The sequence below is a fragment of the Malaciobacter mytili LMG 24559 genome (genome assembly GCF_003346775.1).
Lineage (GTDB): Bacteria > Campylobacterota > Campylobacteria > Campylobacterales > Arcobacteraceae > Malaciobacter > Malaciobacter mytili.
On record NZ_CP031219.1, the window covers coordinates 232,402 to 244,484 of the forward strand.

15 protein-coding genes are annotated in these 12,083 nt (G+C 26.9%); 14 read left to right on the top strand and 1 reads right to left on the bottom strand.

The window, feature by feature from the left end:
- Positions 1-11 precede the first annotated feature (11 nt).
- From AMYT_RS01205 to AMYT_RS01270, 14 genes are all read left to right on the top strand, one after another.
- Positions 12-1,226 carry an NAD(P)/FAD-dependent oxidoreductase gene (locus AMYT_RS01205; protein WP_114840753.1) on the top strand — a complete coding sequence of 405 codons (1,215 nt, stop codon included), beginning with the start codon at positions 12-14 and terminating at the stop codon, positions 1,224-1,226.
- Between the two features lie 92 nt (positions 1,227-1,318).
- A complete protein-coding gene (locus AMYT_RS01210) occupies positions 1,319-1,573 on the top strand; it encodes a phosphopantetheine-binding protein (RefSeq protein WP_114840754.1) in 255 nt (84 codons plus the stop codon).
- A complete protein-coding gene (locus AMYT_RS01215) occupies positions 1,560-2,675 on the top strand; it encodes a beta-ketoacyl-[acyl-carrier-protein] synthase family protein (RefSeq protein ID WP_114840755.1) in 1,116 nt (371 codons plus the stop codon). The genes AMYT_RS01210 and AMYT_RS01215 overlap by 14 nt, the downstream gene beginning before the upstream one ends.
- Positions 2,672-3,310: a beta-ketoacyl synthase chain length factor gene (locus AMYT_RS01220; protein ID WP_114840756.1), complete on the top strand. Its 639-nt coding sequence runs from the start codon at positions 2,672-2,674 to the stop codon at positions 3,308-3,310. The genes AMYT_RS01215 and AMYT_RS01220 overlap by 4 nt, the downstream gene beginning before the upstream one ends.
- Positions 3,307-3,654: a hypothetical protein gene (locus AMYT_RS01225; protein WP_114840757.1), complete on the top strand. Its 348-nt coding sequence runs from the start codon at positions 3,307-3,309 to the stop codon at positions 3,652-3,654. Before AMYT_RS01220 ends, AMYT_RS01225 begins: the two co-directional genes overlap by 4 nt.
- Positions 3,651-4,712 carry a class I SAM-dependent methyltransferase gene (locus AMYT_RS01230; RefSeq protein ID WP_114840758.1) on the top strand — a complete coding sequence of 354 codons (1,062 nt, stop codon included), beginning with the start codon at positions 3,651-3,653 and terminating at the stop codon, positions 4,710-4,712. The genes AMYT_RS01225 and AMYT_RS01230 overlap by 4 nt, the downstream gene beginning before the upstream one ends.
- Before the next feature lie 9 nt (positions 4,713-4,721).
- The gene (locus AMYT_RS01235; protein ID WP_114840759.1) at positions 4,722-6,026 is read left to right on the top strand and encodes an alpha/beta fold hydrolase; all 1,305 of its coding nucleotides are present in this window, start codon (positions 4,722-4,724) and stop codon (positions 6,024-6,026) included.
- A 61-nt stretch (positions 6,027-6,087) separates the two neighbouring features.
- On the top strand, positions 6,088-6,846 hold the full coding sequence (locus AMYT_RS01240; RefSeq protein WP_114840760.1) for a phosphatidate cytidylyltransferase: 759 nt from the start codon (positions 6,088-6,090) through the stop codon (positions 6,844-6,846).
- Complete coding sequence (gene dxr, locus AMYT_RS01245) at positions 6,843-7,910, top strand: 1-deoxy-D-xylulose-5-phosphate reductoisomerase (RefSeq protein WP_114840761.1); 1,068 nt, start codon at positions 6,843-6,845, stop codon at positions 7,908-7,910. Before AMYT_RS01240 ends, dxr begins: the two co-directional genes overlap by 4 nt.
- Positions 7,900-8,175, top strand: coding sequence for a hypothetical protein (locus AMYT_RS01250; protein WP_114840762.1), 276 nt, complete (start codon positions 7,900-7,902; stop codon positions 8,173-8,175). The genes dxr and AMYT_RS01250 overlap by 11 nt, the downstream gene beginning before the upstream one ends.
- Entirely contained in the window at positions 8,175-8,603 is a 429-nt protein-coding gene (locus AMYT_RS01255) for an Lcl C-terminal domain-containing protein (protein ID WP_114840763.1), read from the top strand. Before AMYT_RS01250 ends, AMYT_RS01255 begins: the two co-directional genes overlap by 1 nt.
- Positions 8,604-8,612: 9 nt before the next feature.
- A complete protein-coding gene (locus tag AMYT_RS01260) occupies positions 8,613-9,170 on the top strand; it encodes an RBBP9/YdeN family alpha/beta hydrolase (RefSeq protein WP_114840764.1) in 558 nt (185 codons plus the stop codon).
- A gap of 15 nt (positions 9,171-9,185) precedes the next feature.
- Positions 9,186-10,175: a tRNA (adenosine(37)-N6)-threonylcarbamoyltransferase complex transferase subunit TsaD gene (gene tsaD / locus AMYT_RS01265; RefSeq protein ID WP_114840765.1), complete on the top strand. Its 990-nt coding sequence runs from the start codon at positions 9,186-9,188 to the stop codon at positions 10,173-10,175.
- Positions 10,175-10,519 carry an SUI1 family translation initiation factor gene (locus AMYT_RS01270; RefSeq protein WP_114840766.1) on the top strand — a complete coding sequence of 115 codons (345 nt, stop codon included), beginning with the start codon at positions 10,175-10,177 and terminating at the stop codon, positions 10,517-10,519. The genes tsaD and AMYT_RS01270 overlap by 1 nt, the downstream gene beginning before the upstream one ends.
- A gap of 12 nt (positions 10,520-10,531) precedes the next feature.
- Here the strand turns inward: AMYT_RS01270 and AMYT_RS01275 are convergent, their stop codons facing one another.
- Positions 10,532-11,947 carry an alanine/glycine:cation symporter family protein gene (locus AMYT_RS01275; protein ID WP_114840767.1) on the bottom strand — a complete coding sequence of 472 codons (1,416 nt, stop codon included), beginning with the start codon at positions 11,945-11,947 and terminating at the stop codon, positions 10,532-10,534.
- Between the last annotated feature and the right edge of the window lie 136 nt (positions 11,948-12,083).

The following is a 12,083-nucleotide window of genomic DNA, read 5'->3' on the forward strand; positions in this document are numbered from 1 at the left end:
AAGGAGTATTTGTGCAAAATTGTGACATATTAATTATTGGTGGGGGACCTAGTGGTTCTATTGCTGCTTGCAAGCTTTTAAAAGAGGGCTATAGTGTGGTTATATTGGAAAAATTAGACTTCCCAAGATTTGTAATTGGAGAATCTTTATTGCCAAGATGTAATCAAATTCTAGAAGAATGTGACTTACTTGAGACTATAAATAAACAAAAATATATGGTTAAAGGTGGAGCAATTTTTATAAATGAAGAGAAAAAAGAACAGTATATTGATTTTAGAAAAAATCTAGGACAAAAATGGGGAACAAGCTTCCAAGTAAAAAGAGAAGAGTTTGATAATGTATTATTACAAAGTGCAAAATCTCTTGGGGCAAAAGTTCTTCATGGGTATGAAGTTATAGCATACAATAATGAAGAAAATATAATTACTGCAAAAAGTAAAGAAAATATTGAAGAAAAATTTAAAGCTAGGTTTGTTTTAGATGCTTCAGGATATGGAAGAGTTTTACCAAAACTTCTTAATTTAGATATTCCTTCTGATTTAAAACTAAGAAATGCTATTTTTACTAGAGTAAAAGGTGAACAAAGAAGAGAAGGGGATGCTGAGGGATTTATTGATATTGTAATTCACGATGATAATAATGCTTGGATTTGGGTTATACCTTTTAGTGATGGTACAACTTCTATGGGTGTAGTTTGTCAAGAGGAGTATTTTAAAAATACAAATTTAACTAAAGAAGAGTTTTTAGATAAAGTCATAAGTGAGCATAAATACTTAAAAGAGAAGTTTTCAACTGCTGAAAAAATTGCACCAGTGGGTATCATAAATGGTTACTCAGCAGCCATTAAAAAAATGTATGGAAAAGGTTTTGCTTTAAGTGGAAATGCAACAGAGTTTTTAGATCCTGTATTCTCTTCGGGTGTTACTTTAGCCTTAGAGTCTTCATCAAAAGTTGCTTCACTAATAAGTAAAGAGCTAAAAAATGAAAAAGTTGATTGGCAAAAAGATTATGAAGAATATATGATGATTGGTATAAATGTATTTAGAGAGTTTGTATATGCTTGGTATGAAGGAAAATTAAGAAAGATATTTTATAGTGCCAATAAATCAGAACTTATTCAAAAATCAATTAGTTCTATCCTTTCAGGTTATGTGTGGGATGAAAAAAACTACTTTGTAAATGACACTAAAAATAAAATTAATGCACTTGTAAGTATGATACAATAATTTTACAGTTTAAGACAGATATTTTATAAGAGATATAAAAGTACAAAAGTGGTAGAATTTTAAGTAAAAAACACGTAAGGAACATTAAAAAAATGGCTATTTCAAGTAATGAGTTTAAACAAGTTTTAATTGAGGGATTAAACCTTGAAGATATAACACCTGATGATATAAATGATAGTGATCCACTTTTTGGTGATGATGGGCTTGGATTAGACTCTGTAGATTCTATAGAACTTGTACTTATTATTGAAAAAGAGTATGGAGTAAAAATACAAAATCCTGAACTATACAATGAGATTTTTGCTTCTGTAGAAAATTTATTAAAATATATAAATGAAAATAAGTAAAGCATATATAAATAACTATTCTTCAGTGTCATGTGCGGGAGATAGTTCAGAAGAGCTTTTTTTATCAATTTGTCAAAAAAAAAATACAATTAGTTTAGATACAAGCTATGTAAATGAAACTACAGTTGCAATTGGAAAAATAGCTTCTTCTTTAAAATTTGAAGAATTACTTATAAAACATTGTAAAAAAGTATTAGAAGAATCGAATTTAAATGATTTTTCTAATACTTTACTTATTATTGGTTCTTCTGTTGGTGGGATGAATAAAACAGAAGAGATTTTTTTTAAAGATAACTCATATAAAAATATAAATTATAAAGAACATCCTATTGATGCAATTGCACACTTACTAAAAAAAGAGTTTACTTTTTATGATGATATTTCTTTTTCCACAGCTTGCACTTCTAGTGCAAATGCATTGGGTTATGCAAAAGAAGTAATTAATAAAAATATTTATAAAAATGTTTTAGTTGTAGGTGTAGATGCCCTATCTTATACAACGGTTTGTGGTTTCCATGCATTAAGTGTCTTATCTAGTAAACCTTGTACTCCTTTTGAACAAAATAGAGAAGGGATGAATGTTGCAGAAGCAATAGCAGTTTTACTTATTCAAGATACAAAAGTAAATAATAATTCTATTGAGATATGTGGAGTAGGATATAGTTCTGATGCTCATCATATGACTCAACCACATCCAGAGGGTGCTGGTGCAAAAAAAGCTATGGAAAATGCAATTAAAGATGCAAATATCTCTAAAAATGAAATAGGATATATAAATGCCCATGGAACTGGAACTATGGCAAATGATACTTCTGAATTAAAAGCTATTGCAAGTTTATTTAATGAAAATAAACCTTATGTAAGTTCTACTAAATCTATAACTGGACATACTTTAGGTGCAGCTGGAGCTATTGAAGCTATTATTTCTTCAATGGCCTTACAACAAGAAATAATTCCCCCTAGTAAAAATATTACTAATTTAGAAAATAATGAGGTTAAAATCTCAAATGAAATTATAAATCAAAAGTTAAAATATGTAATAAGTAACTCTTTTGCTTTTGGTGGAAATAATACTAGTTTAGTTTTTGGAATAAGTAAATGAAGATAAATTTAGAAATTTTAGATGCTGCATATTTAATGGGTGAAGTTGAAATAGATAACCTAAATACAAAAGAATTAGTTCCAAAAATGGTTTTTAGAAGAAGACTTACAAAAGCAGCTAAACTTGTAATAGAACTTGTTTCAAAAGTAAATTTTACAAATGGAAGAATAATGTATGCAAGTGCTTTTGGAGAGTTAGAAGCAACAGCAAAAATTTTAAATGCAATTTTAAATAAAGAGGGTATTTCTCCCACTGATTTTCAAAATTCAGTTTATAATACCCCTGTATCTTATGCTTCAATTTTAGAAAATAATCAAAATGAAATAATGACTATTTCTTGTGGGGATAATACTTCAAATAGGCTTTTAAAATTAGGAGCTATTAAAGCTTTGGATAATGATGAGATATTATTAGTGGCTACTGAAACTTTAAATATTAAAAATATTGAGCAAATTAACAGTTGTATTGATTATTTAGAAGTAGCAGTGGCTTTAAAAGTAAAAGTTACTGAAAAAGAAGCAAATATTAATATAATAGAAGTTGATAAAACTTTACCTAAATCAATAGCATATTTAGTACAAGTAGCTAAAACTTTTGATAAAGAAAAACAAAATATTATAGGAATTAGCTTATGAATATTCCTCATTTACCTCCTGTAAAATTTGCACAAGAGATTAAAGAAGTAAAAGAAAATCTTGTAAAAGTTTATTGTGAATTTCCTTTTGTACCCACATTAGCTATGTTTTTTGAAGCAGCAGCTCAAAGTAGTGCAGCTTTTTCAAAAAGTGATGAGAAAAAAATAGGTTTTGTAATCTCTTTAAAAAATATAGAACTTATAAAAGAAGCTACTAATTTAACTTATATAATGCAAGTTAAAAAAGAGTATGAAATGGGGTCAATTTGTGAATTTTCATTTGAAGCTTTAGATAAAGAAGAAGTATATGCAAAAGGAATTTTTACAATAATGGTGAAAGAATGAAATTTTTTAAAAACAATGATAATTTAACGGCCTTAGAAGCACAATATGAAGCTCAAAAAATTGCCTTTGCTCCTATAATTTTTCAAGTTGCAAGAGTAATGAGAGATTTAAAAGTTTTAAAAACTCTAAAAGATTTTTCCAAAGAGGGACTTACTTTAGAAGAGTTAGCAAATAAAACAAAACTTTCAGTTTATTCAATACAAGTACTATTAGAAACTGCCCTTAGTGCAAATATAGTAAAACAAAAAGATGAGCTTTGGTTTTTAACAAAAATTGGATATTTTATCGATAATGATGAGATGACAAGATTAAATTTAAATTATAATCATTATGTAAATTATTTGGGTTTATATAATTTAGAAGAGTCTATAAAAGAAAATAAAGCTTGTGGTTTAAAAGTTTTTGGAGAGTGGGAGACTATTTATCCTGCCTTATCAACTTTACCAAAAGAAGTAAAAAAAAGTTGGTTTGAGTTTGATCATTTTTATTCAGATAGTGGATTTGAACAAGCAATTGAAATTTTAAATAGCCTAAATATTAAAAAACTTTTAGATATAGGTGGAAATACAGGAAAATTTGCAACTTTACTTTCAAATAAAAACTCAGATATTGAGATTACTATTATGGATTTACCACAACAAATAAAACTTGCAAAACAAACAATATATGAAAAAAATCTTACAAATATCTCTACATTTGAAGCAAATATTTTAAATGATGATACAAATATTCCTACTGGGTATGATATTATTTGGATGAGCCAATTTTTAGATTGTTTTAAAGAAGAACAAATTATAAAAATATTAACAAAAATCAAAAAATCACTTAATAATAATTCAAAAATTTGCATTATGGAACCTTTTTGGGATAGACAAAATAATGAAACAGCAGCTTTTTGTGTAATAAATACTTCTCCTTATTTTACTGCTATGGCAAATGGATATAGTAAGATGTTTAAATATCAAGATTTTGAAAAATATCTGCAAAAAGCAGGTTTAGAAGTGGAAAAGATTATTGATAATATAGGGATTTGTCAAACACTTATTCTTTGTAAATAAGGAGCGTTTTTGCATTTGATTTTAAAAATTTTACTTTTATTTGTTGTTTTTATTCAATCTTATGCAAAACAGGAATATATAAAAGAGAATACTTTTAATGAAGTCTCTTATGTGAGAACTTTTGGAGATTCAAGTAAAGATGCAATTGTTTTTGTACATGGTTTAGGAGAAGAAGCCTCTTCTATTTGGATTGAAACTGCAAAAAAACTACAAGATAATTACTATATTTTAATTTTTGATTTACCTGGTTTTGGAAAATCAGATAAATCAAATAAATTATATTCTCCTACAAATTATGCAAAATTTATTTTTAATATTACAAATCATTTTATAAATAGACCTTTTCATTTAGTAGGTCATTCTATGGGAGCAAGTATTTCACTAAAATATGCTTCAATGTATGCAAATGTTAAAAGTTTAGTTTTAGTTGATGCTGCTGGTTTATTAAATAAAGTTGTTTATAGTAAATATTTAATAGAAGAAAAAACAAAAAAAATTACACACAATAATAGCATATTAGGTTTTATTTCAGATTTACCTAGAACTTTGGATAATATCTTACCTTTGGAAGTGGATGCTATACTTGAAAATAAACTTTCAAGAAAAGTGTTTTTAAGTTCAAACCCCAATAGAATTGCAGCTATATCTTTACTTGAAGAGGATTTTTCAAATACTTTTAAAACAATTGATAATAATACTTTAATAATTTGGGGAGAAAAAGATAAAACAGCTCCTTTAAAAACAGCCTATGTATTAAATAAACTAATTAAAAACTCAAAACTTGTTATTTTTAAAAATTCAGCACATGTTCCTATAATAGATGAGCCAGAATTATTCTTTCAAGAGTTGAAAAATCATCTAAATGTAAATAATTATAAAAAAAAGAGTAATCCTATTTTAAAAAAAGAAGATACTTTTATAATAGAAAATAACAATGATTTAAAAATAAATGGTTACTACTATAAAAAACTAATAGTTAAAAATAGTAAAAATATTAGAATAGAAAATTCAACAATTGAAGAATTAATAGTAGAAAACTCTTCTTTAGATATATTAAATTCAAGTTTATTATTAAAAAATAGTAGTTTTTCTAATTTTATAGTAAATTTAACAGCTTCTAGTATAAATTTAAAAGATACAATTTTATTAAATAAAGGAAGTTTAGATATTGCAGGAGTTGATATAACTTCAAAAGCAAATATTTTTAAAGTAAAAAAAGATTCTTCTTCTATTACAATAAATTTTTCACTTAGCAGCAAAAATGGGATGAATTTACATAAGACTATTACTTTAAAGGCAAAAGAAGTATATTAAATTATATTACCAAAAGCCTTAAAATGTTAAAATCTAATAATTAAAAATTATAGGGATTTTAATGTCAAATCTATTATCTTCAAGTTCTACAAGAATAAAAACAGGTGTAGTTTTAGTGCTTGCCTTACTTTTGATTGGGTATATAAACTCATATTTTATAACATGGTTATTTTTAGGTTCACTTATGATTATTGCAATTAGTGAATCTATGAAACTTTTTAATGTTAAAAACAATATTATATTTGCTTTTGCCATAGCTTTATGGGCTATTGCATATTTTTACCCAAGCCCTGAAGATTTATTTTTTGTTTTGGCTGTTGTTTATGCTTCAATTTTAGCTTATAAAAGAGATATTGGAAAGAAATTATTTTTACCTTTATTATATCCTGCAGCTTCATTTTTATTTATCTTAGCTTTATATAATGAATATTCTATGAGTTCATTATTGTGGTTACTTGTTATTGTGGCTTTAACTGACACAGCTGCTTATTTTGTTGGTAGAAGTATAGGAAAAAGAAAGTTTTGTGCTACAAGTCCTAATAAAACAATAGAGGGTGTAATTGGTGGTGTTTTATTTGGATCATTATTGGGAGCATTTTTTGCAATTGAACAATTATCTTATAGTGATGCTTTTATAATTTCTTTATTTGTTTCTATTGCTTCTGTATTTGGGGATTTATTTGAAAGTTATTTAAAAAGAGAAGCAAATGTAAAAGATAGTGGAAATCTTTTTCCTGGACATGGGGGAGTTTTAGATAGAACAGATGGTTACTTATTTGCTTCTGTTTTAATGTTAGTTATCTTAAGAGTTGTAGCTTGATAGTATTAGGAAGTACAGGTTCAATTGGAGTTAATACTCTAAATATTGCAAAAAAATTTAATTTAAGTGTTGAGGTTTTAGTAGCAGGAACAAATATAAAACTTCTAAATGAACAAATAAAAGAGTTCTCTCCTAAAAAAGTAGTAATTGCAAATGCTAAAGATATAAAAGAAGTAAATCATAATAATGTCTCTTTTGGAGAAGAAGCAATTTTACAAGCAATTGAAAATTCAAATGCTAAAATGGTTGTAAATGCACTTGTGGGATTTTTAGGACTTAAACCAACTTTAAAAGCTATAGAGTGTGGAAAAAAAGTTGCTTTGGCAAATAAGGAGTCTTTAGTTGTTGCAGGTAAGTTTATTGACCAATCAAATTTAGTTGCAATTGATAGTGAACATTTTGGTTTATGGTATTTACTTCAAGATAAAAAAATAGATTCTATGGTAATTACTGCAAGTGGAGGTTCTTTTAGAGATTATCCTTTAGAAAAATTAAAAAATGTTTCTGTAAAAGAAGCACTAAATCATCCAAATTGGTCAATGGGAAATAAAATAACTATTGATAGTGCCACAATGACAAATAAAATGTTTGAATTACTTGAAGCTAAATGGCTTTTTAATACTACTAAACTAGATGCAATAATTGAAACAAAGTCTTTAATTCATGCATTAATAAACTTTAAAGATGGAAGTACAACCGCTCATATTGCCAATGCTTCTATGCAACTTCCAATTGCATATGCAATTTTAGGAAAAGTTGAAGAAGAGATTTTAAAACCTATAAATTTAGTAGAAATTACTTCTTTAGAATTTAGAAAAATTCAAGAAGAAAGGTATCCAATTTGGCAAATAAAAGATGAAGTTTTACAAAACCCTGATTTAGGAGTTGTATTAAATGCAGCAAATGAAGTTGCTGTTTCAAAATTTTTAAATAATAAAATAGGCTTTTTGGATATTTCAAAAATAACACTTAATGCAATAAATAAATTTAATAAACCAAATATTTCAAATCTTGAAGATATTTTTATTTTAGATAAAGAAGTAAGGAGTTTTTGTGACTCTTGATTTATTAATCCCTTTTCTTATTTTAATTATTTTGGTAATATACCTAATATATACAAGAAGTAGTTTTGAAAAAAACATACTTACTTCTTATGAAGAAAAATTTCAAGAGTGGAAAAAACATAACCCAACAACTGAAAAACTTGAAGAACACAAAGAATTAGTTGGACTTATTTTTAAAAAGGGTTATAAAGTTGAAGTGGAACTTTTTAACGAAGAGATAACTAGTCATTTACAAAAAGGCAAGTTTAGTATAAAGGGTAGATAATGAAATTACTATTTTGTCTATTAATTACAACTTTTTTATATGCAAATAATTTTCAAAGAGAATCTAATTTAAATGTGGTTATTGATAAAACAAATAAACTTATGTGGCAAGATAGTATAAGTGTTATAAAGATTAAAAGAACACATAAAGAAGCACCAACATATTGCGAAGAATTATCTCATGCTGGATATGCAGATTGGAGATTACCTACTATTGAAGAGTTTAAACTAATTGTTGATAAGAAAAATGAAATCAATTCTATAAATAGAAAATTTAGATACAACGTACCAGATGGATATTGGGCAAAAAAAGCCCATTGGAGAACTTTTTGGTATTATGCAGATTATATGCATTTTTTAAGTGGAACTGCCTATTTTGATAGTAGACATAAAAGAAAATATATTAGATGTATAAGAGATATGAAATAAGGAAGAAATTTGAGTAAAAAAGTATTAATATTACATGGATTAAATGGAAGTGATTATCCCCATTGGCAAGCTCATTTGGCAGCTGATTTAATAAAAGAGAATTATACAGTATCTTTTCCTGCTTTTCCAAATAGAGATTTCCCTAAATTAAAACAGTGGAAAGAGTTTTTAAAAAAAGAAATACAACATTTTAAACCTCAAATTGTAGTATGTCACTCTTTAGCAAATATTTTATGGTTTCATACATGTGAAGAGTTAGATATAACTTTAGATAAATTAATGCTAGTAGCTCCTGTTAGAAAAACTTGTGAAGTTGAAGCAATAAAAGAATTTTTTCCCTATCCAATTCCTAAAAATTTAAAATCACGTGAAATTATTATGGCAGCTTCTACAAATGACCCTTATATGAGTTTAGAAGAGGCAGTTGAGTTACAACAAGAACTTAATATTGGTATGAAAATAATGGAAAATGCAGGACATATAAATGCACAATCTGGATTTGGAAAACTTGATTGTGCCCTTGATTGGATAAAAAGAGAAGAAGAGTGTGAAAACTCTCAAAATTAATAAAGGAAAAAATCATTGATTTTAAGTATAGAATCTAGTTGTGATGATAGCTCAATAGCTGTTACAGATATAAAAACTAAAAAACTAATTTTTCATAAAAAAATTTCTCAAGAGTTACAACATAGCCAATATGGAGGAGTAGTTCCAGAGCTAGCTGCAAGATTACATGTTGAAGCTTTACCTAAAATTTTAGAAGAGACAAGTGAATATTTTGATAAATTAAAAGCAATTGCAGTTACAAATTCTCCTGGATTATCTGTAACACTTATGGAAGGAGTTACTATGGCAAAAGCTTTAGCTACTTCTTTAGAACTTCCTTTAATTGCAGTAAATCACTTAAAAGGGCATATATATTCTCTTTTTATTGAAGAAGAGGAGATATTTCCTATTACTATTTTATTGGTTTCTGGTGGACATACTCAAATAATAGAAGCTAACTCATATGAAGATATGAAAATAGTTGCAACAACAATAGATGATAGTTTTGGAGAAAGTTTTGATAAAGTATCTAAAATGATGAATTTAGGTTATCCTGGTGGTCCAATTGTTCAAGAATACTCTTTAAAAGGTGATGAAAATAGATTTGATTTTCCTATTCCTTTAAGACAAAGTCCAAAAATTGAGTTTAGTTATTCGGGACTTAAAAATGCAGTAAGATTAAAAATAGAAGAGTTAAATGAACTATCAACTCAAGATATTGCAGATATTTGTGCTTCTTTTCAAAAGACAGCAGTTGCACATATTATGCAAAAATTAAAAAAACTCTTTAAACAAAATCCTCCTAAAAATTTTGCCATAGTTGGGGGAGCTAGTGCAAATATCTATTTAAGAAAAGAACTTGAAAGTTTATGCAAAAAGTATAATACAAGTTTATATTTAAGCCAATTAAAATACTGTTCTGATAATGCAGCTATGATAGGAAGAGTTGCTTTAAAACAGTATGAAAAACAAGAGTTTACTTCTATTGAAAATATAGATATTCAAACAAGAATAAAGGCTTTTTAGTGAATTTAGCAGATAAATTAGCACAAAGTTTTGGTTCAAAATTAGAAGGTGATATTTTTGATACTAAAAAAGAAGATAAAAAAAACAAAGAAAAAAGTTTAGAAATTTTAAGTAAAAATCAACATCAATTAGTTTTTACTTTTGAAAAAAGAAAAGGAAAACCAGTAACTTTAGTGGGAAGATTTTATTTAGCTGAAAATGAAAAAAAAGAGATTTTAAAACTACTTAAGAAAAAACTTGCCTGCGGTGGAAGTATAAATAATGAATTTATTGAATTACAAGGTGATATAAAAGATAAGATAAAAGCTATTTTAGAAAATGAAGGTTGGAAGTTTAAAAAATAAGAGGAGTTCCTCTTATTTTTTCCAAATTGAAGTATCAATTTTATCTTTTAATTCTGGGAATTTTTTAGCTTCAAATGTAGGTTCTAAACCTTTTTCTCTTTGTTCTAAATAATCTTTTGTTAATTTAACAACAGTTCCTGATAATAATACAATAGCAATTAAGTTAATAGTTGCCATTAATCCCATTGAAGCATCTGCTGCATCAAATACAGTTTGAACTTTTTCGTATGAACCCCAAATTACCATTGAAATAGTAGCAATTCTTAAAAGATTTATTCCAAATTTATTTCCTAAACCTAAATATGTTAAAGCATTTTCTGCATAAGCATAGTTTCCAATAATAGAAGTAAAGGCAAAAAATAAAATAGCAATAGCAATAAAATAAACTCCAGCTTCTCCAATATGAACAGATAAAGCTTGTTGTGTTAATTCAATACCTTTTATTCCAGAACCTGGTTCTAATACACCTGCTAATAAAATCATAACAGCAGTTGCAGTACAAATTAAAATAGTATCAATAAATACACCTAAAGCTTGTACAAAACCTTGTGATGAAGGATGGTGAGGAGTTGGTGTTGCAACAGCAGCAATATTAGGTGCAGAACCCATACCTGCTTCATTTGAAAATAATCCTCTTTTTACTCCATTTAAAATTGCAGCTAAAATTCCACCTGCAACTCCACCAGCTGCTTCTTGTAATCCAAAAGCACTTTTTATAATAGTTGCAATAACTGAAGGTACTAATTCATAGTTTGCTATCATAGTATAAACAGCTAGTAAAAGATAAATAATAGCCATAAATGGAACAACAATCTCAGCAATTTTTGCAATACCTTTTATTCCTGCAAAAATTACAAGTGCTGTTAATGCAGCAATTGCATATCCCACATACATTTTATCAATATTAAAAGCTGTACCAACTGCACCTGCAATTGAATTTGCTTGTACTGCATTAAATACTAACCCAAAAGCCAAGATTAAACTAATACAGAAAATTACTGCTAAAAAAGGAGATTTTAAACCTTTTGCAATATAAAAAGCTGGTCCTCCTCTATATTGGTCATTTTCATCTTTAATTTTATAAAGTTGAGCTAATGTACTTTCTGCATATGCAGTTGCCATACCAACTAAAGCAACAATCCACATCCAAAATATTGCTCCTGCTCCTCCTAAATATAAAGCAACAGCAACTCCAGCAAGATTTCCTGTTCCAACTCTTGATGCAAGAGAAATAGTTAAAGCTTGAAAAGGAGAAATCCCAGATTCATCTGTTTCATCTTTATCAAAAACAGATTTGAACATCTCTTTAAAATGAATAAATTGAATAAACTTAAGTTTTATTGTAAAAAATAGTCCAACTGCTAATAGACCATAAATAAGAATATAACCCCAAAAGATATTATTCAAAAAACCAATAATAGTTTCCATTATATTTCCTTTTTAATTTTTTGAAGTACTAAGGATATTAAAATATAACTTATATGTAATTAATATGAAACAAAAATAACCAAAATATAAGATATATAAGTAATAAAGTTACAAAAAGAGTATAAATTAGTTTTTT

What these genes read in the sequence shown, in the direction of transcription:
- AMYT_RS01210 (WP_114840754.1), top strand. Translation starts at nt 1,319, where the DNA reads ATGGCTATTTCAAGTAATGAGTTTAAACAAGTTTTAATTGAGGGATTA.
- AMYT_RS01215 (WP_114840755.1), top strand. Translation starts at nt 1,560, where the DNA reads ATGAAAATAAGTAAAGCATATATAAATAACTATTCTTCAGTGTCATGT.
- AMYT_RS01220 (WP_114840756.1), top strand. Translation starts at nt 2,672, where the DNA reads ATGAAGATAAATTTAGAAATTTTAGATGCTGCATATTTAATGGGTGAA.
- AMYT_RS01225 (WP_114840757.1), top strand. Translation starts at nt 3,307, where the DNA reads ATGAATATTCCTCATTTACCTCCTGTAAAATTTGCACAAGAGATTAAA.
- AMYT_RS01230 (WP_114840758.1), top strand. Translation starts at nt 3,651, where the DNA reads ATGAAATTTTTTAAAAACAATGATAATTTAACGGCCTTAGAAGCACAA.
- AMYT_RS01240 (WP_114840760.1), top strand. Translation starts at nt 6,088, where the DNA reads ATGTCAAATCTATTATCTTCAAGTTCTACAAGAATAAAAACAGGTGTA.
- AMYT_RS01255 (WP_114840763.1), top strand. Translation starts at nt 8,175, where the DNA reads ATGAAATTACTATTTTGTCTATTAATTACAACTTTTTTATATGCAAAT.
- AMYT_RS01275 (WP_114840767.1), bottom strand. Translation starts at nt 11,947, where the DNA reads ATGGAAACTATTATTGGTTTTTTGAATAATATCTTTTGGGGTTATATT.